Origin of the sequence: Microbacterium aoyamense (assembly GCF_023155855.1) — a bacterium.
Classification (GTDB): Bacteria; Actinomycetota; Actinomycetes; order Actinomycetales; family Microbacteriaceae; genus Microbacterium; species Microbacterium aoyamense.
This window is the reverse complement of the sequence record NZ_JAKNUT010000003.1, coordinates 62,033-81,478: the sequence shown is the minus strand read 5'-3', so window position 1 is coordinate 81,478 and position 19,446 is coordinate 62,033. Positions and strand designations below refer to the sequence as shown.

Annotated in this window: 16 protein-coding genes; 4 read left to right on the top strand and 12 right to left on the bottom strand. The window is 71.2% G+C overall.

What is annotated here, in order from left to right; translation table 11 throughout:
- Positions 1-87 precede the first annotated feature (87 nt).
- Positions 88-2,475: a LuxR C-terminal-related transcriptional regulator gene (locus tag MA876_RS09550; protein WP_248148157.1), complete on the top strand. Its 2,388-nt coding sequence runs from the start codon at positions 88-90 to the stop codon at positions 2,473-2,475.
- A 7-nt stretch (positions 2,476-2,482) separates the two neighbouring features.
- On the opposite strand, the gene MA876_RS09545 is transcribed toward MA876_RS09550, so the two are convergent.
- From MA876_RS09545 to MA876_RS09525, 5 genes are all read right to left on the bottom strand, one after another.
- Complete coding sequence (locus tag MA876_RS09545; protein WP_248148156.1) at positions 2,483-3,625, bottom strand: cystathionine gamma-synthase; 1,143 nt, start codon at positions 3,623-3,625, stop codon at positions 2,483-2,485.
- Positions 3,622-4,593: a PLP-dependent cysteine synthase family protein gene (locus MA876_RS09540; RefSeq protein ID WP_248148155.1), complete on the bottom strand. Its 972-nt coding sequence runs from the start codon at positions 4,591-4,593 to the stop codon at positions 3,622-3,624. The genes MA876_RS09545 and MA876_RS09540 overlap by 4 nt, the downstream gene beginning before the upstream one ends.
- 257 nt (positions 4,594-4,850) lie before the next feature.
- A complete protein-coding gene (locus MA876_RS09535) occupies positions 4,851-6,815 on the bottom strand; it encodes an oxidoreductase (protein ID WP_248148153.1) in 1,965 nt (654 codons plus the stop codon).
- 22 nt (positions 6,816-6,837) lie between these two features.
- Complete coding sequence (locus tag MA876_RS09530; protein ID WP_248148883.1) at positions 6,838-8,196, bottom strand: pyridoxal phosphate-dependent decarboxylase family protein; 1,359 nt, start codon at positions 8,194-8,196, stop codon at positions 6,838-6,840.
- A 17-nt stretch (positions 8,197-8,213) separates the two neighbouring features.
- On the bottom strand, positions 8,214-8,846 hold the full coding sequence (locus tag MA876_RS09525) for a TetR/AcrR family transcriptional regulator (RefSeq protein WP_248148151.1): 633 nt from the start codon (positions 8,844-8,846) through the stop codon (positions 8,214-8,216).
- Between the two features lie 167 nt (positions 8,847-9,013).
- Here MA876_RS09525 and MA876_RS09520 point away from each other — a divergent pair, with 167 nt between their 5' ends.
- Together MA876_RS09520 and MA876_RS09515 are read left to right on the top strand one after the other, a co-directional pair.
- Positions 9,014-10,048 carry an agmatine deiminase family protein gene (locus MA876_RS09520; RefSeq protein ID WP_248148149.1) on the top strand — a complete coding sequence of 345 codons (1,035 nt, stop codon included), beginning with the start codon at positions 9,014-9,016 and terminating at the stop codon, positions 10,046-10,048.
- 112 nt (positions 10,049-10,160) lie between these two features.
- Positions 10,161-11,831: an amidase gene (locus tag MA876_RS09515; protein WP_248148882.1), complete on the top strand. Its 1,671-nt coding sequence runs from the start codon at positions 10,161-10,163 to the stop codon at positions 11,829-11,831.
- Positions 11,832-11,835: 4 nt separating this feature from the next.
- Here MA876_RS09515 and MA876_RS09510 read toward each other — a convergent pair whose 3' ends face one another.
- Together MA876_RS09510 and MA876_RS09505 are read right to left on the bottom strand one after the other, a co-directional pair.
- On the bottom strand, positions 11,836-12,153 hold the full coding sequence (locus MA876_RS09510; protein ID WP_248148148.1) for a DUF7882 family protein: 318 nt from the start codon (positions 12,151-12,153) through the stop codon (positions 11,836-11,838).
- 9 nt (positions 12,154-12,162) lie between these two features.
- Positions 12,163-12,474: a hypothetical protein gene (locus MA876_RS09505; protein ID WP_248148147.1), complete on the bottom strand. Its 312-nt coding sequence runs from the start codon at positions 12,472-12,474 to the stop codon at positions 12,163-12,165.
- A gap of 167 nt (positions 12,475-12,641) precedes the next feature.
- Here MA876_RS09505 and MA876_RS09500 point away from each other — a divergent pair, with 167 nt between their 5' ends.
- The gene (locus MA876_RS09500) at positions 12,642-13,034 is read left to right on the top strand and encodes a DUF7882 family protein (protein ID WP_248148146.1); all 393 of its coding nucleotides are present in this window, start codon (positions 12,642-12,644) and stop codon (positions 13,032-13,034) included.
- 217 nt (positions 13,035-13,251) lie between these two features.
- Here MA876_RS09500 and MA876_RS09495 read toward each other — a convergent pair whose 3' ends face one another.
- The 5 genes from MA876_RS09495 to MA876_RS09475 form a co-directional block, all read right to left on the bottom strand.
- Positions 13,252-13,740 (bottom strand): hypothetical protein, encoded by a 489-nt coding sequence (locus tag MA876_RS09495; RefSeq protein WP_248148145.1) that lies wholly within the window; start codon positions 13,738-13,740, stop codon positions 13,252-13,254.
- Complete coding sequence (locus tag MA876_RS09490; protein ID WP_248148144.1) at positions 13,737-14,468, bottom strand: hypothetical protein; 732 nt, start codon at positions 14,466-14,468, stop codon at positions 13,737-13,739. The genes MA876_RS09495 and MA876_RS09490 overlap by 4 nt, the downstream gene beginning before the upstream one ends.
- Before the next feature lie 138 nt (positions 14,469-14,606).
- Complete coding sequence (locus MA876_RS09485) at positions 14,607-15,284, bottom strand: response regulator transcription factor (protein ID WP_248148143.1); 678 nt, start codon at positions 15,282-15,284, stop codon at positions 14,607-14,609.
- Positions 15,285-15,370: 86 nt separating this feature from the next.
- Positions 15,371-17,440, bottom strand: coding sequence for a sensor histidine kinase (locus MA876_RS09480; protein ID WP_248148142.1), 2,070 nt, complete (start codon positions 17,438-17,440; stop codon positions 15,371-15,373).
- Positions 17,437-19,317 (bottom strand): histidine kinase, encoded by a 1,881-nt coding sequence (locus tag MA876_RS09475; RefSeq protein WP_248148140.1) that lies wholly within the window; start codon positions 19,315-19,317, stop codon positions 17,437-17,439. Before MA876_RS09475 ends, MA876_RS09480 begins: the two co-directional genes overlap by 4 nt.
- Positions 19,318-19,446 lie beyond the last annotated feature (129 nt).

Genomic DNA, 19,446 nt, shown 5'->3' with positions numbered 1-19,446 from the left:
GCGTCACGGGTCCGCACCCGTCTCCGTGGCCGTCGCCGATCCCCCCGTTGCGACCGGAGGCGCACGCGGTGCCCGCTGGGGGCCGGTGTGGAACTGGTGGGGCGCGAGCGGGAGTACGCCGAGCTCACGCGCATCGTCTCCCAGACGCTGGGCGGCGTCGTCGTCGTCACGGGAGCACCCGGCGTCGGCAAGAGCGCGCTGCTCACCACGGCGCTGCGCGACGGCGCTGACGACCCGTCCGCGATCTGGTGGATCGATCTGCGATCATCGACTGCCGCCGAGGACACCCTCATCGAAGCGATCGCACGATGTCTGGGCGTCTGGCCGGCGGTCGGCGACGCGTCCGCCCGGGACGTGCTCTCAGCATCGGTCGCCTCGAACCGGACCATCATCGTCGTCGACCACGCCGAGGACTTCGAGCTCGACGACGCCGAGCTGCGCTCCTTCGTCGAGCACGCTCACCGCACGACCGTCGTGCTCGCCACGAACCGTGTGCCCGAGGTGCGCAGCTCGACCACGCTCCTGCTCACGTCGCTCGAGGTGCCGAACGCCGAAGCGACCCTCGCCGAGGTCCGCGCGAGTCCGTCCGTCCGCTTGTTCCTCCGCGCCGCCGAGCGCGTGGGCGTCATCCCCGATGACGAGGGGGTCTTCGCCGTCGGCGAGATCTGCGATCTCGTCGGAGGCCTCCCGCTCGCGATCGAGCTGGCAGCCGCGCGGACCCGTCTGCTCTCACTCACGGCACTCGCGCGAGAGCTGGGCGCGGAACCCGATCACCCCGTCGATCTGGAGCTGCTGAGATCGTCGCAGGGCAGCATGCGGGCGACGCTGCATGCCACGATCGCGACCCTCGAGCCCGACCAGGTCGACCTGCTCGAGCGCCTCTCGGCGTTCCACGGTCGATTCCCGCTCGATGCGGCCGTCACGGTCTCCGGTCGACCGCTGGCAGCGGTGCTCGACGATCTCGAACGACTCGTCGACCTGCGTCTCGTGGATCCGCGGGCCGGATTCTCGGAACCCGAACTCGGCCTTCTGCCGATCGTCCGGGCGTACGTGCGCGAAAGAGCAGCGGACCACGGCGAAGACGCCCGCCGGCGCTACCTGCAGGCCCTCGCCGCCGAGGGCGCGTCCGCGAGGGCCGAACTCCGTGCGTCCGAGGCGATCGAGCGCCTGCGGGTGCTGCGACGCGATGTCGACATCGAGCTGCGAACCCTCATGCGAGAGGACCCGGTGGCCGCCGTCGAACTGGCGGTATCCGCGGCACCCGTGCTCGAGGCTTCCGAGATCGGCGCGACCATCGGCGAGGTGTTGGATGCCGCGCTCAGATCCCGTCCAGCGCTCCCACTGACCCGTGCGCTGCGGGCTGCGGCGCTGCTGTGGTCCTCGCGCATGATCGCGCTGGCTCCCGACGCGCAGGACTCCGTCGAGCTCGTCACGCAGCGCTGGCAACAGGGCGCTGCTCTCGCCGACGATACGATCCTCAGCCTTCAGGCGTGGATGATCGCCGTCCACAACGGCACGACGACGGGTGACCTGCGGTTCTCGGTGACGGCGTCCATCGAGGGCCGCGCGATGGCGGCGGCGGCCGACCTGCCGGCATGGACGGCACGGTTCGAGATGTGGGCGGCGGGAGCACTGCATCACACGGATGGCCCGGCCGCGGCCATCGAGATCGGCCTGCGCGCACTAGAGCGGGCGCAGCGGACCGGCGATCTGTCGTCCATCGCGTGGGGCATCATGCTGCTCAACACCCTTCCGCTCGACCAGGTTCCCGATCATCCGCCGGTTCCCCGTCTCGAGGAGGGGTTCGCGATCGCCCGCCGATTGAGCGACGCGGTGCTCGAGTCGTTCATGTACGCGGCCCTCACCATGCGCGAGCAGCGGGCGGGGCACCTCGCCTCCGCGGCGCACTGGTGTGCTCTGCGCCTGGAGCTCGGCATCCGTCGCGGCTGGTCGGCGCTCTCCGGCATCTCCTTCGTGCACACGGTGCTCATCGCGTCGCGCGTGACCGATGACGACGCCGCTGCGGTCACCGCCCGACTCATCGGCGTCGTGCGGATCGACCTGGAGCGGATCCTGCGCTCCATGGCCCCGTCCACGCGACCGCTCTTCGACGAGGCATGCCGGCGCACGCGCAACATGCTCCAGCCGCACCGCTTCGCGCAGCACGTCGCGGAGGGCGGTCTCCTCTCGGCCGCCGACGCGAGCGCGGTGGCCATCGCCTGGCTCCGTCGGCACAGCGCCGAGACGCCGGCACCGCCTCCGCGCACGAGCCCCATCACGCCCCGTGAGCTCGATGTGCTCGCGCTCCTGTCGCACGGACTCACGAACAAGGAGATCGCCGACCGGCTCCACCTCTCGGCGAAGACCGTCATGCATCACTCCGTCGCGATCTATCGCAAGCTCGGAGTCCGCGGGCGCGCCGAGGCGGTCGCCTACGCCTTCCGCCATGGGCTCGTGGCCGCAGGCGCGGACTGAGTCCGCGTCAGAGCGCCCCGAGGGCCTGCCCGAGATCCGCGATGAGGTCGTCGATCGACTCGATCCCGACCGAGAGCCGCACGACCTCCGGCGGCACGGCGAGCTCGGTGCCGCGCACCGACGCGTGGGTCATCTCGTCGGGGTAGTTCACGAGCGACTCGACGCCGCCGAGCGACTCGGCGAGCGTGAAGACCCGCGTCGACTCGGCGAAGCGGCGGGCGGCCGCGGCATCCGTCAACGCGACCGAGACGATCCCGCCGAATCCCGCCATCTGGCGTGCGGCGAGGTCGTGTCCGGGATGCGACGAGAGGCCGGGGTAGTAGACCCGCGCGACCTTCGGGTGGGCGGCGAGGAACTCCGCGACCGCCTGCCCGTTCTCGCTGTGCCGCTGCATCCGGATCCCGAGGGTCTTGATGCCGCGCGTCGTGAGCCACGCGTCCATGGGCCCCGACACCGCGCCGGCGGCGAACTGCAGGAAGCGCACCTGCTCGGCGAGCGCGTCGTCGTTCAGCACGAGCGCACCGCCGACGACGTCCGAGTGCCCGCCGAGGTACTTCGTCGTCGAGTGCACGACGACATCGGCTCCGAGGGCGAGCGGCTGCTGCAGCGCAGGCGAGGCGAAGGTGTTGTCGACGACGACGAGCGCGCCGGCCGCCCGACCGAGTCGTGCCAGGCCCGCGATGTCACTGATCTTGAGCAACGGGTTGCTCGGCGTCTCGACCCAGAGGATCTTCGCGGGGCTCTCGGCGAGCGCGGCCTCGACCGCCGCGAGGTCGCTCATCTCGACGACGCGGAGCTTCACGCCCCACGGCCCGAGGATCCGTGCGATCAGCCGATACGTGCCGCCGTACACGTCGTTGCCCAGGAGCACTTCGTCGCCGGGCTTCAGCACCGCGCGCAGGAGCGCGTCCTCGGCAGCGAGACCCGACGCGAACGAGACGCCGTGCGCGCCGCCTTCGAGTGCGGCGAGCTGCGTCTCGAGCGCCGTCCGGGTCGGGTTGCCGCTGCGGCCGTACTCGTAACCGCCGCGAAGCCCGCCGATGCCGTCCTGGGCATACGTCGATGAGAAGTGCACGGGGGGGATGACGGCACCCGTCGTGGGGTCGAACTCCTGCCCTGCGTGGACGGCGGTCGTGTCGAATCCGGTCATGCGCTGTGTCCTTCCGTGGAGATGTCGAAGCCGTTGGCCTGCATCCAGTCGTCGTCGTAGATCTTGCTGAGGTAGCCGCGCCCGTGGTCGGGCAGGAGCACGACGACGACGGCATCGGCGGGGAGCTCCCGCGCCACGCGCAGCGCGCCGACGACCGCCATGCCGCTCGATCCGCCGACGAGAAGCCCCTCTTCGCGCGCGAGGCGGCGGGTCATCGCGAACGCTTCGGCGTCGTCGACGCGCTCCCACGCGTGCACGACGGCGGGATCGAAGGTCTCGGGCCAGAAGTCCTCGCCGACGCCCTCGATCTTGTAGCCGTGGATGTCGCCGCCCGAGTAGATCGAGCCGACCGGGTCGACGCCGACGATCGTGACGTCTCCGGCCTCGCGCAGGTACCGCCCCGTACCTGTGATCGTGCCGCCCGTGCCGACGCCTGCCACGAAGTGCGTCACCCGACCCTCGGTGTCGCGCCAGATCTCGGGTCCGGTCGACTCGTAGTGCCCGCGCGGCCCGTTCTGATTGGCGAACTGATTCGGCTTGAAAGCCCCGGGGATCTCAAGCGCGAGTCGGTCGGACACGCTGTAGTACGAGCGCGGGTCCTCAGGTGGCACGTTCGTATCGGTCACGACGACCTCGGCTCCGTAGGCCTTCAGCACCGCGACCTTCTCGCCCGCGAACTTGTCGGGGACCACGAAGATCATGCGATACCCGCGCTCGAGCGCGACGAGCGCGAGGCCGACGCCGGTGTTGCCGCTCGTCGGCTCGACAATCGTGCCGCCGGGCTTCAACAGACCGTCGCGCTCGGCCGCGTCGATGATGTTGCGGGCGATGCGGTCTTTCGACGAGCTGCCGGGATTGAAGTACTCGACCTTCGCGAGCACCGTCGCGGCGATGCCGTCGGTGACCCGGGTGAGCTGGACGAGGGGGGTGTTGCCGACGAGGTCGGCGACGCTGCGGGCGTAACGCACGGGGTTGGTCCTTGGATGGATGCGCCGTCTGGGCGCTGCGGGCTGGGGTCGTCGAAGGGAACGCAGAGAGGCGTTCAGCGACAACAGCGACAGGTCAGCACGCATCCACCGTACCCGATCTCGGGCGCACCCACCCAACTCTGTTTCCGTCGTCGAGATGATTCGATATTCACGAGACGGCATCGCACGCGCGTGTGCAGCGAGCCGCCTCGTGAAGATCGTGTTCTCTCGACGAACACACGGAGTGAGAGAGGAGTTCAGCCGCGAAGTGTGGCGAGACCCGCGACGTCGTACGCGACCTCGACCGCATCGAAGATCGCGGCGTCGATCGTCCGCGGGGCGAAGGCGTCGCCGATGACGAGGACCCGGGATGCCGCGGGCACGGCGATCGTGACGGACTCGCGCGGCTCGATGCCCACGATGGCCGAGGTTGCGGCGACCAGGCTCTCGGCGCCGGTCACGGCATCCCGGATCACGACGCCTTCGGCGCCTACCCGTTCGACTCTCTGTGACACGTGCCGGCGGAACCCGGCGTGCGCGCCCAGTCGCTCGAGCAGGAGCGGGCGATCGTAGCCGGCGCCGATGTGCGGGAAGACCGTCTCGAACGGCGTGATGAGCTCGAGCTCGTCGACGTGCTCGAGCAGGGTCAGCACGACTCCTGCCGCGTAGGCACTGCCGTCGGCGTCGATGACTGCGACCCTGCCGCCGAGTCGGTCGGGGGCGGATGCCGCGGCGAACGCGTCCACGATCCCCTGTCGCGCGGCATCCGGCGCGTACGCTCCGCCGAGCGCGAGCGACGTCGTCCGTGGGGCGATCGCACCCGTCGCGACGACGACGTTGCCGGTGAGCGCCGGCGGCTCGACGCCGAGGCGCACCGCGACTCCCGCGGCGGCGAGATCGCGCACGAGATCGTCGACGAGCAGACCCACGCTCTCGCGTCCGGGCACCGCTCGCGCGAGACGGAGCTGCCCGCCGAGCTCGTGCGACCGTTCGTACAGCGTCACGTCATGCCCGTCGGCCGCGAGCTCGATCGCTGCGCGCATGCCCGCCGGCCCTCCCCCGACGACGGTCCACCGTTCGGGTTCCGTCGCGCGCGGCCGTGGGAGTCGGTCGAGCTCGCGCCCGGCGAGCGGGTTCACCGTGCACGACATCGCGAGTCCGCGACTGCCCCGACCGAGGCATCCCTGATTGAGGCGGATGCAATGGCGGATGCCGCGGTCATCGCGACCCGTGAGCTTCAGCCCGAGGTCGGGGTCGGCGATCTGCGCACGCGTGAGCGCCACCATGTCGGCGATGCCGTCCCGGACGACCTCTTCGGCTTCTTCCACCGATCGCGCGGCTCCGACGCCGAAGACGGGCACATCGGGGTTGGCGCTCTTGACGGCAGCGACGTCGTCGCGCAGCCACGCGTACGGCATGGGCGAGGACGGGAACACGTAGTGCACGTTGTGATAGCCGCCGGCCGCGAGGTCGAGGAAATCGATGCGGGCCTCCGCGCGCAGGCGCGCGATCACCCCACGCATCGCGGCTCCATCGAGACCGTCGGGATGGAACTCGTTGGCGACGATGCGGATGCCCACGGTGAAGTCGTCGCCGACTCTTCGGCGCACGGCTGCCAGCACCTCGCGTGGGAACCGCGTGCGGCCCTCCAGATCGCCGCCGTACGAATCGGCGCGCGCGTTGTACAGCGGCGAGAGGAACTCGTGCAGCAGGTACCCGTGGGCCATGTGGATCTCGACGCCATCGAAGCCGCCGTCCTGCGCGAGCGCGGCCGAAGTGGCCCAGGCCTCGACGAAGGCAGCGATGTCCGCGGCATCCATCTCCCTCGTCGCGTGGGACGTCGACGGCGAGAGTATGCGCGACGGGGCATACACGGTGCGCGGACCGTCGGGACCGTCGGGCTGCGCCTGCGCACCGTGGTGGTTCAGCTGCACGAAGATGCGGGATCCGGCGTCGTGCACAGCATCCGTCATCGCGCGGTTCGCCGCCACCGACTCGGGACGGAACGCATCCTGGAACCCGCGGATCGACCCCGAAGGATGCACGAAGTGGTTGCCGGCGATGAAGAGTCCACAGCCACCGTGCGCCCGCCGCACGTAGTAGGCGGTCTCGCGCGGCGTCTCGAACCGGTCGGAGTACTGCTTCGAGTGCGCCGTCTGCATGAGCCGGTTCGGCACGATTGTCGCCCCGATCGTGAGCGGTCGCAGCAGGGCCGAAGTCATGGCCCGAGCCTACGGCGACGGGTCACGCGAGGGTGTCGAGGATGCCCGTCAGGACCTCGAAGGTCGTCAGCGGATTGATGATCGCGAACCGCAGCACCGTCTCACCGCGGTGCGAGCTCGGCACCACGAAGCCGATCTGATCGTCGAGGAGGCGATCCGACCACGCCTGGTAGTCGGCCGGAGTCCATCCCTCACGCCGGAACACGACGACCGAGAGCTGCGGATCCCGCACGAGCGAGAGTCCATCGCGCCGCTCGATCTCGGCGGCGATGTCGCGCGCGAGCGTGATGCCGTGGTCGACGGATGCGCGGTACTGATCCGTCCCGTGCGTGGCGAGCGAGAACCAGAGCGGCAGCCCGCGCGAGCGACGTGTGAGCTGCACCGCGAGGTCGGACGGGTTCCAGTCGGGCCGCTCGGTGAGCGTATCGAGGTACTCCGCGTGCTGCGTGTGGGCCGCGCGACCCTGGGCCGGGTCGCGGTAGATGAGCGCGCACGCGTCGAAGGGTGCGAAGAGCCACTTGTGCGGATCGACGATGACCGAGTCGGCGAGCTCGACGCCCGCGAACGTCGGCCGCATCCGCTCGACGAGCATCGCAGCGAGCCCGTACGCGCCGTCGACGTGCAGCCAGACGCCCCGCGCCTTGGTGACGGCAGCGACCGACGCGATGTCGTCGACGATCCCGAAGTTGGTCGTGCCGCCGGTCACGACGACGGCGAAGACGGCGGCACCGTGCTCGTCGAGCGCGGCGTCCACGGCGTCGCCGTGCAGGCGGCCGTCGTCGCCGGTCGGCACGGGCACGACGTCGACATCCATGACGGATGCCGCGGACACGATCGATGAGTGCGCTTCCGAACTGCACACGACCTTGAAGCGCGACGGGTTCTCGACACCGGCCTCGGCATTGCGGCGTCGCGCGGCATCCCGCGCCGCGACGAGCGCCGAGAGGTTGCCGATCGTCCCGCCCTGCACGAAGACCCCGCCGGCGCCCTCGGGCAGCCCGAACTCGCGTGCGAGCCAGTGCAGCACCTCGTTCTCGGCGAAGACGGCACCCGCGCCCTCGAGCCATGAACCGCCGTAGATCGCCGACGCCGACACGACGAGGTCGAACGCGATAGCCGCCTTGCTCGGCGCGCTCGGGATGAACGAGACGTACCCCGGGTGGTCGATCGAGAGGCACGTCGGCGCAAGCACGTCGGCGAAGAGCGCCGTCGCCGCCTGCGCGCCGATGCCCTCGGCGGTGATGGAGCCGGACGCCGTCGCGACGAGCTCGTCGGGGCTCACGGGCATGTCGAGCGGCACGTTCTCGTAGAGCGCGCGGCTGCGCGCGTAGGCGAGCACCTCGTCGACCGTGTCGCGGGTCTCTGCGGTGATCGCGTGCATCGCGTCGGGCTGGATCGTCACGGTGTCTTCCTTTCGGACGGGTTGAGGATGCCGCGGGGAACGCCCAGCATTCCCCCTGCCGCGCGGAGCATGAGGGCGGAGCGATCGGATGCCCTTCCCCAGCGCACGAGCGACTGCGCGTTGATGCCGTCGATCATGCCGAGCAGCTGCCAGGCCGCCTCGGCGGGGTCGTCGATGTGGAGGTCGCCATCAGCCGCGCCCTCGGCGAGGAGGTCCTGCAGGACGCCCTGCCACCGGTCCATCGCCTGGCGCGCGGCGGCAGCCAGAGGCTCGTTGCGGCGGCCGAGCGCGAACGCCTCGACCCAGACCAGGGTGACGTCATCGCGCGAGCCGTCCAGCAGTGCGCCGAGGAGCGCCGCGAGGCGGTCGACAGCGGTTCCGGATGCCGCGAGCCCGGCGAGCTCGGTGAGCTCGGCATCCACCACCGACGTGAACGTCGAAGCGACGAGGTCGTCCATGGTCGGGACGTAGTGGGCCACGAGCGCCGGCGTGACGCGGGCACGTGCCGCGACGCTGCGCAGAGTCAGCGCCGCGAGACCCTCGTCGAGCGCGAGGTCGCGCGCGGCGTCGGCGATCTCGCCGCGTCTCTGGTCGGGTGAGCGGCGCGGCGCGCGCGGGGCGGTCGGCATCCGGCATCCTTCCTCGCGGATATTGATCGTGTGGTCAATACTGCCCAGCTGCCGAGTCGGGCGCAAGTGCCGGCATTCGACGAGTTGCGGGGATCGATCATTGACGCCGATCGAGCGAGACGGTACCTTCCCTATTGAGCACGCGATCAATAACCCGAGGAGAGCCCATGACCTGGCGAATGCCCGCGGAGACTGCGCCGCACGAGCGCACCTGGATGGCGTTCCCGCGCCCCGGCATCACGCTCGGCGACTCCCCCGCCGAAGGCGAAGAGGCGTACGCCGCGTGGACCGCTGTCGCCCACGCGGTCGCCGAGTTCGAGCCCGTGACGATGGTGGTCGATCCGCTCGAGTCGGGCCGGGCGCAGCGGATGCTCGGGTCCGGAGTCGAGATCGTCGAGTCCCCGCTCGACGAGTACTGGATGCGGGACTTCGGCCCGACCTTCGTCGTCGACGACGAGCGCCCCGGCGTGCTCGGCGCCGTCGACTGGATCTTCAACGGCTGGGGCGCCCCGGATTGGGCGGAGTGGCGGACGTCCGCCGAGATCGGCCGCTTCGTGAGCGGGCTCGTCGGATCCGAGCTCGTCAGCTCCGTGCTCGTCAACGAAGGCGGCGGCATCCACGTCGACGGCGAGGGAACGGTCCTCGCGACCGAGACCGTGCAGCTCGACGCTCGCCGCAATCCGTACGCCGACAAGGCACGTGTCGAGGCCGAGTTCGCCCGCACGATCGGCACGACGAAGACGATCTGGCTGCCCCGCGGACTCACACGCGACTATGACGACTTCGGCACGAACGGCCACGTCGACATCGTCGCGACGATCACATCGCCCGGACGTGTGCTCCTGCACTCCCAGAACGACCCGGGCCACCCCGACCACGACGTCACGCGCGAGCTCAAGGCCCTCCTCGAGCAGGAGACCGATGCCGCGGGTCGCCGCTTCGAGGTCGTCGATCTGCCGGCCCCCGAGACGCTGCGCGATCACGAGGGATTCGTCGACTGGAGCTACGTGAACCACCTCGTCGTCAACGGCGGGGTCATCGCCTGCGGCTTCGGCGAGGAGAAGGCGGATGCCGCGGCCCGCGCGATCCTCGAAGAGGCCTACCCGGGGCGCCGGGCCGTGACCGTCGATTCGCGTGCGATCTTCGCGCGCGGCGGAGGCATCCACTGCATCACGCAGCAGCAGCCGGCGGTGGCGTCGTGATCGCCTCGGCGGGCATGAAGAATGGCGGGCTCTCGTCACGACACGCCGCGGATGGTCGGCGCCGAGCGGCGTGTCGACCAGAATCCCCGCAGATCTGCACGGCGGTGCTCGCGTGATCGACGTCGTCGAAGCATCCATCGCCGACCTGCGTGCCGCGCTCGAGTCCGGCGAGACGACCGCCGTCGAGCTCGTCCGGGCCTACCTCGCGCGCATCGACGCGTATGACGGCGAGCTCAACGCCGTCGTCGTGCGCAACCCCGACGCGATCGCCGAAGCCGAGGCGTCCGACTCCCGCCGCACACGGGGCGAGCTGCGGAGTCCGCTCGACGGCATCCCGTACACCGCGAAGGACTCGTATCTCGTGAAGGGGCTGACCGCGGCATCCGGCAGTCCCGCTTTTCAACACCTCGTGGCGCAGCGCGACGCGTTCACGATCGAGCGCCTGCGCGCCGCTGGTGCGATCTGCCTCGGCCTCACGAACATGCCGCCGATGGCCAACGGCGGCATGCAGCGCGGGGTCTACGGGCGCGCCGAAAGCCCCTACAACCCCGACTTCCTGACGGCGCCGTTCGGCTCGGGGTCGTCCAACGGCTCGGGCACTGCGACGGCGGCGAGCTTCGCGGCCTTCGGGCTGGGCGAAGAGACGTGGTCGAGCGGCCGGGGTCCTGCCTCGAACAACGCGCTGTGCGCCTACACACCGTCGCGCGGAGTGATCTCGACGCGCGGCAACTGGCCGCTGGTACCGACGATGGATGTCGTCGTGCCGCACACCCGGACGATGGCCGACCTGCTCGAAGTGCTCGACGTCATCGTCGCCGACGACGCCGAGACCCGGGGCGACTTCTGGCGCTCGCAGCCGTGGGTCGAGATCCCCAGCGCCTCCGCCGTGCGGCCGGCGGCCTACCGTGACCTGGCAGGCTCTCTCGACGGGGTGCGCATCGGCGTCCCCCGCATGTACATCAATGCCGACGATGCCCCCGACGGTGTCGGCATCGGGGGACCGACGGGCCGCCGCATCCACACCCGCGACTCGGTCGTCGCTCTGTGGGATGCCGCCCGCCGCGACCTCGAGGCAGCCGGCGCGACGGTGGTCGAAGTCGACTTCCCGGTCATCACGAACTACGAGGGCGACCGGCCCGGCGCGCCTACGATCGCAACGAGGGGCCTCGTCTCACCGGAGTACCTGCACCGCGAGATCGTCGACCTGTCGGCCTGGGGCTGGGAGGACTTCCTCTCGGCGAACGGCGATCCCGCGCTGTCGACCCTCGCGGCTGTCGACGGGGCGACGATCTTCCCGCATCCGGCGGGTGCGCTCCCGGATCGCTACACGGGCTTCGACGACGACATCGCCGAGTATCCCGACTGGGCGCGCGCGAATCCGAGCGTCGGCCCGGCTGACATGCCCGAACTCGCGGCCGGCCTGCACGGACTCGAAGAGACTCGGCGCATCGACCTCGAGGAGTGGATGGATGCAGCATCCCTCGATGCCGTCGTCTTCCCCGCCGTCGCCGACGTCGGCCCCTCCGACATGGACGTCGACGAGGCGTCCGCCGACCTCGGGTGGCGCAACGGGGTGTGGGTCGCGAACGGCAACCTCGCGATCCGTCACCTCGGCATCCCCACCGTCACGGTGCCGATGGGGACGATGGATGACATCGGGATGCCCGTCGGCCTCACCTTCGCCGGTCGGGCCTACGACGACACGGCGCTACTCCAACTCGCCCTGGCGTTCGAGGCGACGGGTCACCGCCGCACCGAGCCGCCGCGCACACCGCGGCTCTGAGGGGTCACCCCTCGGCAGGCGGCTCTTCTTCGGGCGGCTCGGGCATGATCGTGAGCCCGTTCGGGCCGCTCGCCGACTTCATGAGCTCGTCGATCCAGTAGCGGTTGATCCGCGGCGAACGCGTGCCGTTGAAGTGGATCTGCATCGGGATGGACGGGTGGATCCAGAAGCTGCGACGCCCCGTGCCGTCATTGAGGTCCACGTCGAACATGAACGGTTCGGCTCGGCGGAGCTTGTTCATGAAGACGATGCGCAGGTGCGCCAACGTGCGGTCCTCGAGTTCGACCGAGTTGCCGATCGTGTCGTAGATGAACCTGCCCATGCGGCGAGCCTACTGCTCGGGATGCGGCGGCGATTCCTCCGGACCGTCGCGGTAGCGCGCGGATCGACGACGTATGTCGGCAGCGGCCTCACCGGCGCCCGCGATGCGCACCGGGATCACGTCCGGTGCGTCGACCACGACGAGCGCGCTGCCCGCGCCGAGAGCGATGGCCGAGTGCGACGACGTGCCGCCCACGATCGCAGGGAAACGCACCAGGTCGACGCTGTTGTAGAGGTTCAACAGTCCCGAGTACTCCAGCAGCGAGTCGGCCAACTCGTCGGTCGTGAGAAAACGTGTTCCGCCGATCAGCAGATCTTTCATCGGAGACTCCCGCACTGCGTCGTCGTCCCCCCAATCACTCCACGAGGGTCGCCCGGGATTCCCGGGCCTGGCTCCAGCATCCACCGCCCCTCACGATCCCGCGAACGGGTTGACGGGTCGATGGGCCTTTGGTAACCGAGCGGCGGCCGCGGGGCTACGATTCACACGTGGGCAGGATCTACTACGGCGGCGAAGCGACTCCGATCGACATCGAGGATCGCGCACTCGCGCACCTGAAGGTCGTGATCGCGACCAAGTTGCGCCGCGGTGAGAGCTTCACGGTGTCGTGGAAGCATCCCGACGATCAGCCCGGCGGTCGATCCACGATCTGGCTGCACCCGTCGATCCCCCTGCGTTTCACCTTCGACGAGCCGGAGGCTCCCGAGCTCAGTCGCGAGTGGCTCGAAGAGCTCGCGAACTCGGCGCACTCCTCGGGCGGCATCACCCTCATCGCCGAGCACTTCGACACGGGACCGTTGGAGGTCCAGGAGCCGACGACGATCAACGTCGAGGTCGCCGAGGTCGACGTCGTCAAGGTCGCGAAGATCGAATCCGCCTGACGTTCAGGGCGTGGGCGCGACCGCACGCCGGCGGGCTCACTCGGTGACTCTGGAACCCCAGGCGCTATCGGGTTCAGGCTACGCGATGAAGCGCCCGCCGGGTCTCGCGACCCGGCGGGCGACGACACGGCAGACCCGACCTGCCGTGTCGAGGGTCGGCCGTCGCGACGGCCGACCCTCGAGGCGGCGTGCCCCACACGCCACCCCGAGTCGGGAGCTAGCCGGCTCGCGCGAACACGACCAGGAATCCTCCGTCGCTCTCGCGCACCTGGAAGTCGACTTCGCTCCCGGCCCCGTCGAGGGTCGCGTACCCCGTGCCGGACTCAGCGCCATCGCTGCGATACGTCTCGTAGCCGGACAGCGCGGCCTCGTAGAACGCCGCGACCTCCTCGAACGGCTGCGTCGTCGCGTACGACGCCGTCTCGCTGGCGCCGTCGATCGAGCCGGAGGTCGCGCACAGCGTCGAGCCCTCCGGAGGCTCGGGCCAGTCGCCCGGCTGCAGTTCGACGTCGGCGATGTCGGCCGGGACGACGGCGAGCGGGTACGTCTCCCGGCACTCGTCGGGCACGTCGACGTCGACGGGCCCCGACACGAGGGGGTCCGCGGCCTCGCCGCCGTCGGCCTCGGGCGCGCCCGTCGCGCATCCCACGAGGAGTGCGAGCGTCGCGGCGGCGAACATCGCCCCCGCCGACCGCCGCGCGCTCACGAGGACACGTCCGGGAGGGTGATCCGGCTGCGCCCCACGGCGAGCCACACACCCGTGACCGCGAGCCAGACCGGCATGAAGACGCCCGGCAGTCCCGGCACGCCCGCGACGACGACGGCGCCGGTCACGAGAACGGCGACGAGGCCCGAGAAGGTGCCCAGCACGCGCGAGACGAGTCGCTCGACCCAGGCCATCCACGCGATGCCGACGGCGCTCGCAACGACGCCGGCCCACCCGATGTATGCCCCGAAGTCGGTCAGCATGTAATACACGAACAGGCCGTCCGGTCCGTAGAGGCCCGACTCGGGGCCGAGGTAGTTCGCGAGGGCGCCGCGCCATCCGTAGCCGAGCACGAGCGCGCTGGCCGAGACGACCACCCCGATGCCGACCAGTCGCGCGCCCGTGGAGCGCGTCGCGCGCACCTCAACGTGCGTGCGCCAGAGGGCGACGAACACGAGGAGGGCGAAGACGGCGACAAGGCCCGACGTGAAGCCGATGCGCCCCGTGAGGACGTCAAGGGTCTCCATGTCGGCGGGGGTCACGGCATACAGCTCTCCGCGGTCGATGGCCTCCGTCTCGCTCGCGGGTCGCAGATCGGTCACAACGGTGCCGATCGTGCCGGCGACGCCCGCGAGGGTCGCCCAGAGGGGCCACGCGCGGAACCGCGTGTGGCGCGCGATCGGGCGGCGTGAGACCGCCCCCGCGTCGAGGTCGTTGGTGATGGACATGATTCGCTTTCCGTCGAGGAGCGCCGTGGCGCGGCCGCCGTGCGGCGGTGTGGGTCCACGTTCTCGGGCCGGGCGACCCGGCCGGCAGGTGCGGGAGTCCTCGATCCGCCCGGGACGCCCGTCGGGACGTCGAGCGCCTCAGGAGGGGACGTCGCCCGCGCGCATGCCGAAGCCGGCTTCGCGGGCCATCACGATGAGGGCGCTGCGATCCGGGGCACCGAGCTTGCTGATGATGCTGTGCACGTAGTTGCGCACGGTCTTGCTCGTGAGCACGAGCGTCCGGGCGATCGAGGCGTTGTCGAGCCCGCGCGCGACGAGATCGAGGACCTCCGCCTCGCGGTCCGTGAGCTCGGGGAAGCGCCGCGGTCCGCTCTCCCCCGCGCTGCCGCTCAAATACGCCACGGCGCGCGCGGCGACGTCGGCGCCGAAGAGCACCTGGCCGCCCGCGATGGAGTGGATGGCGCGCTCGACCTCCTCGGGCGAGGCGACCTTGAGCAGGTAGCCCTTCGCTCCCGCGCGCATCGACGCGAAGAGGGAACGGTCGTCGCCCAGCATCGTGAGGACGAGGACGGACGTCGATGGATGCCGGTGCGTCAGCAGCCGCGTCGCATCGACGCCCGATTCGGCGCCGAGATCGAGGTCCATGAGGACGACGTCGGGACGATGCTCCTCGACGAGCGCCAACGCGGCGCCGACGGTGGCCGCATCGCCCACGACGCGGACCCGGTCGAGCGTCTCGAGCAGCGAGATGAGCCCGCGGCGGAAGAGCGGATGATCGTCGACGACGGCGACGGTGATCGTTCGCTCGTGCTCCATGTCATCCTCTCCGCTCGGCACGGAGGACCGCGCGCGTCCCCTCATTGTGGCCCGCTCGCTCCATCATGGGTGTCCCGCCGTCCCGCTCACGAGAGGCGATCGTCCCGGTCACCGTCGAGGTCGTTCGCCGTCGGCGTCGGGATGACGGCGCGCACGAGCGTGCCCGGACGTGCGGCGGACACCGTCAGTGCGCCGCCGACCGCGGCCGCCCGCTCGCGCATGGAGTGCATGCCGATACCGGCCGCGGCGCCCGCCGCGATGCCGGTCCCGTCATCGCGGACGTCCACGACGACGGTGGTGCCGGTCGTCGAGACGACGATCGACACCTCCTGCGCCCCGGCGTGACGCACCGCATTCGTCAGAGCCTCGGCGACGATGAAGTACACCGCCGAGGCCGACACGTCGTCGACGTGCGCGCCCACGGCGCGCACGTCGAGGCGCACGCCGAGCTCCGCCGTGTCGAACCGTGCGATCATCGCCTCGAGGAGCGGCCGCAGGGCGCGAGCCGTCACCGCCGACGGCTCGGAGACCGTGTCGGCGAGGGCCCTGGCATCCTGTCCCCGCCGATCGACGTCCTCGCGCAGCTCCTGCAGCAGCCCGCGGGCGCGCTGGGGGTCCGAGATGGCGAGGTTGCGCGCCGCCGCGAGGCCGAAGCCGATGCCCGCCAGTGCGGGACCCAGGCCGTCGTGCAGCTCGCGGCGCACGGCGCGCCGCTCGTCGGTGCGTTGCGCGGCGAGCTCGGCACGTGCGCTCTCGAGGACGCGGGACGACTCCGCGAGCCGCACGACGGTCGCGACGAGGCCCGCGATGTCGTCGAGCACCTGGATCGTCCGGCGGTCGAGCCGCTGCCCGCCGACGGGTTGGGCACGCAGCTCCCCCACGAGCTCGTCGCCGGCGCGCAGCGCCACGCGGGCAGGCGCGTGCCGCGACGGGCTTCCCGCGGAGGCACGGTGGCCGTCGTCCGTCGTGACGATCTGGACCCAGCCGAGACGGAGCACGCGCCGAAGGGTCTCGGCGAGCTCCGCGAGCGAGTCCTCGCCGAGCTCGCCGATCCGCCGTCCTAGGCGGACAAGCAGCAGTCCCGGATCCGCGCCCTCCCCGTAGATGAGGCCGTCGATCCGCCGCTGCAGCCACGCGCGCAGCGGCAGGAGGGCGAGCGCGACGACGACCGGGACGAAGAGGGCCGCGACGCCGTCGCCGCTGAGGGCAGCGGGCAGCAGCGCGACGACGACCAGGTAGAGCCCGACGCCGCTCGCCGTGAGCGATGCCCACAGGAGGAGGCGGCTCACGACCAGTTCGACGCCCCAGAGCCGCTGCCCGAGGACGACCACGAGGATCGCGACGGGGTACAGCAGCTGCCCGACGACGGGTGCGATGAGGCCGAAGTCGATGACCCATGCGGGAAGCCCCAGCCCGGCCGGAAGGACGAGCGCGACGTACGACGCCGTGAGGAACGCGTGGCCGACGGTGAGCCAGACGATGCCGATCCGCGCACGCCCGTGCGCGCGCCGCAGCCGTATCAGGAGCACGACGATGGACGCGAACGAGATCGCGACGGCCGTGAACGAGAGCGCTCCGTAGACCGTCGGGAGCGTGGCCTGGTAGAGCGGGATGTCGATCGCGAACGGATTGCGGGGCTCGGGGACGCTCTGCTGCGTCAGGCTCGCGAAGAACGCCGCGGATGCGACGACGACGCACACCCGCACGAGCCAGCGCTCGACGGCGCCGAGGCGACGACGCGTCACGAGGATCGGAAGCGCCGCCGTCATGAATGTGCCGGGCACGAAGCCCCAGCCGGCGGCGAAGGCGAAGAAGCCCCAGAGGGGCAGATCGGGATCCACCGTGCCGAGCAGACCGTACTGCACGCCGAAGGCCGCGAGCCCGGAGCCCACCGCGTGCACCGCGAGCACGACCCCGACCGGATGCGGACGACGGGCGAGGATGAGGGCGCTGACCGGCCCGTAGATGAGGGCGACCGTGATGCCGATGTCGTCGAAGCGCGCCTGCATCGCAACGGGCGCCGACGAGAGGAAGACACCCGGAACGGGGTCGGGGCCCAGCCCGGTCGTCGCCGCGAGGACGACGGCGGCAGCGGCGAGCACCCACGAGACCGCCCACACGGCGAGCGCGCCGATGCGCCGCCTCACCGCCGTCATCTGCTCATCACCGCCTCCACCCCGTCGGGCGTGGACGAGACGACCATGCCGAGTTCCTCCGCACGATCGGCGACCTCCGCCCGCAGCCCCGTCACAGCGGTCGCCGGGCCGCCCAGACGCAGCGCCGTGCGCACCGAGCGCTCGTCGATGCGCACATCGACGTCGACCGACCCGACGCTCGTCGCCCGTCGGGCGTGCGACACCGCCTGCGCGACGACGAGATACACACGCAGCTGGTCCGCCGCATCCAGCACATCGCTCCCGGGCGCATGAACCCTCAGCACGACCCCGCTTCCCGCCGTCATCCCCGCGAGCTCGGTGAGCGCCGCATCGAGATCGCCCTGATCGAGGGCCGTCGGCAGCAGGGTCCGGGCGAGGCGCCGCACGTCCTCGGTGCACGCGGCCGTGGCCTGCCGGAGGACGTCGATCTCTTCGGCCGCCGTCGCGTCGCCCCTCGCGAGCAGCCCGTCGGCCGCGAGCATGCCCTCGCCGATCGCGGCGAGGCGCGGAGTGAGATGATCGTGCAGCTCGAGCTGGAGCAGGCGCCGCTCCTCCCGCCGGACGACCAGAGATCGGGTACGCGTCGCGGCGGATTCCTCGTTGACCACGACGAGCAGCACGACGGCGGCCAGCAGGCCCGCCGTCTGCTCGATGACAACCACCACTGGGGCGACGCCCGCGCCCGGAGCCCCGAACAGCGCGACGCGTCCGATCGATCGACCGCCCGAGGGCAGCGCGACCGAGGCGCTCTCGGCCCCCGCGACGAGAGCGCCGACGAACGCCGTGCGATCGCGATCGTCGACCGAGATCTCGACCGCCGCGAGGGCGAAGGTGTCGCGCAGCGATCGTGCGATGTCGTCGAGTCCCGCGCCCGCGCGCAGCGGCGAGGGCAGCGCGTCGGCAGCGACGACACGGTCACTCAGGCGCCGCAGCAGCTCGCGCGCGTCGGGTGGCGAGCGCGTGACGAGCCGCCGCACCCAGACGCGCGATCGCGTCACGAATCCGCCCAGAGTCAGGGCGAGCACCGCCGCGGCGATCGCGCCGCCCATGACGACGTCGACGTCGAGCGCGCGCGCCGCCGCGGTGACGAGCAGATACGCCCCCACCGACAGGGCGAGCGCCTGGAGCCAGGCGAAGGCATCCGCGAGTCGCACCTCGACGCCCTGTCGAGCGCGTGAGACGACCGACACGAGCACGGCGACGGGCAGGAAGCCCTGCGCGACGACGAAGGACGCATCGGCGAGGAGGGCGAGAGGCTCGGGCAGTGGGAGGAGCACGCGCACGTAGCTGACGACGAGGAGAGCGGCCCCGACGAGGAACCAGGCGGCGGCCATGCGCTCACGGGTGTCCCCTCGCAGCCAGCGTGCGGCGACGACCACGGCGCCGGCGAGGAATCCGATCACCGCCCACACGAGCGGGACCAGGCCGAGGAGCCCCGGCACCGGGACGATGGTGCCGACGAGCGACAGCGCGGCGCTGAGAGCGGGCGCGCCGATGCCCACGGCGATCGCGAGGCGGTGCTCTCCGGCCGCCGAACGGGCGACGAGCCACGGGAGGACGGCGAGGGCCGCGAGCTCGGGGATGCGGGCGACGTGGACGAGGAGGACGGTCGCGGGGTGCAGAGCCGCAGCCTCAGGCGCGAGAGCCTGGAGGACGAGGGCGAGCGCGAGCCATGCGCTCGTGGTCGACAGCGCGCCGCACACCCCCGCGATCGCACGACTGCCGAGACGCAGAGCTCCGACCGCCACGAGAGCGTAGGCGAACGCCGTCACGAGCAGGCGGGCCGTCCTGGACGGGTCCGTCTCGGTCACGACGGCGAGCAGGATCGCCGCGAGCGCGGGGGCGCCCGCGCCCACGATGATCGCCCGCTTCAGCATGGCCACTAGTATCGCCCGCTGCCCTCGTCGCGACACGGATCCACGGGGTCCTCTCATCGCCGCGGTCGGACGGCTTTCCCCACGATGGTCCGTCATGCGTCCCAGGCGGCAGAGACGCGCGTCCTCGAT

Coding starts and splice junctions, on each gene's coding strand:
- MA876_RS09520 (WP_248148149.1), top strand. CDS start 9,014: ATGACCTGGCGAATGCCCGCGGAGACTGCGCCGCACGAGCGCACCTGG.
- MA876_RS09505 (WP_248148147.1), bottom strand. CDS start 12,474: ATGAAAGATCTGCTGATCGGCGGAACACGTTTTCTCACGACCGACGAG.
- MA876_RS09545 (WP_248148156.1), bottom strand. CDS start 3,625: ATGACCGGATTCGACACGACCGCCGTCCACGCAGGGCAGGAGTTCGAC.
- MA876_RS09485 (WP_248148143.1), bottom strand. CDS start 15,284: ATGGAGCACGAGCGAACGATCACCGTCGCCGTCGTCGACGATCATCCG.
- MA876_RS09525 (WP_248148151.1), bottom strand. CDS start 8,846: ATGCCGACCGCCCCGCGCGCGCCGCGCCGCTCACCCGACCAGAGACGC.
- MA876_RS09530 (WP_248148883.1), bottom strand. CDS start 8,196: ATGCACGCGATCACCGCAGAGACCCGCGACACGGTCGACGAGGTGCTC.
- MA876_RS09490 (WP_248148144.1), bottom strand. CDS start 14,468: ATGTCCATCACCAACGACCTCGACGCGGGGGCGGTCTCACGCCGCCCG.
- MA876_RS09510 (WP_248148148.1), bottom strand. CDS start 12,153: ATGGGCAGGTTCATCTACGACACGATCGGCAACTCGGTCGAACTCGAG.
- MA876_RS09480 (WP_248148142.1), bottom strand. CDS start 17,440: ATGACGGCGGTGAGGCGGCGCATCGGCGCGCTCGCCGTGTGGGCGGTC.
- MA876_RS09535 (WP_248148153.1), bottom strand. CDS start 6,815: ATGACTTCGGCCCTGCTGCGACCGCTCACGATCGGGGCGACAATCGTG.
- MA876_RS09475 (WP_248148140.1), bottom strand. CDS start 19,317: ATGCTGAAGCGGGCGATCATCGTGGGCGCGGGCGCCCCCGCGCTCGCG.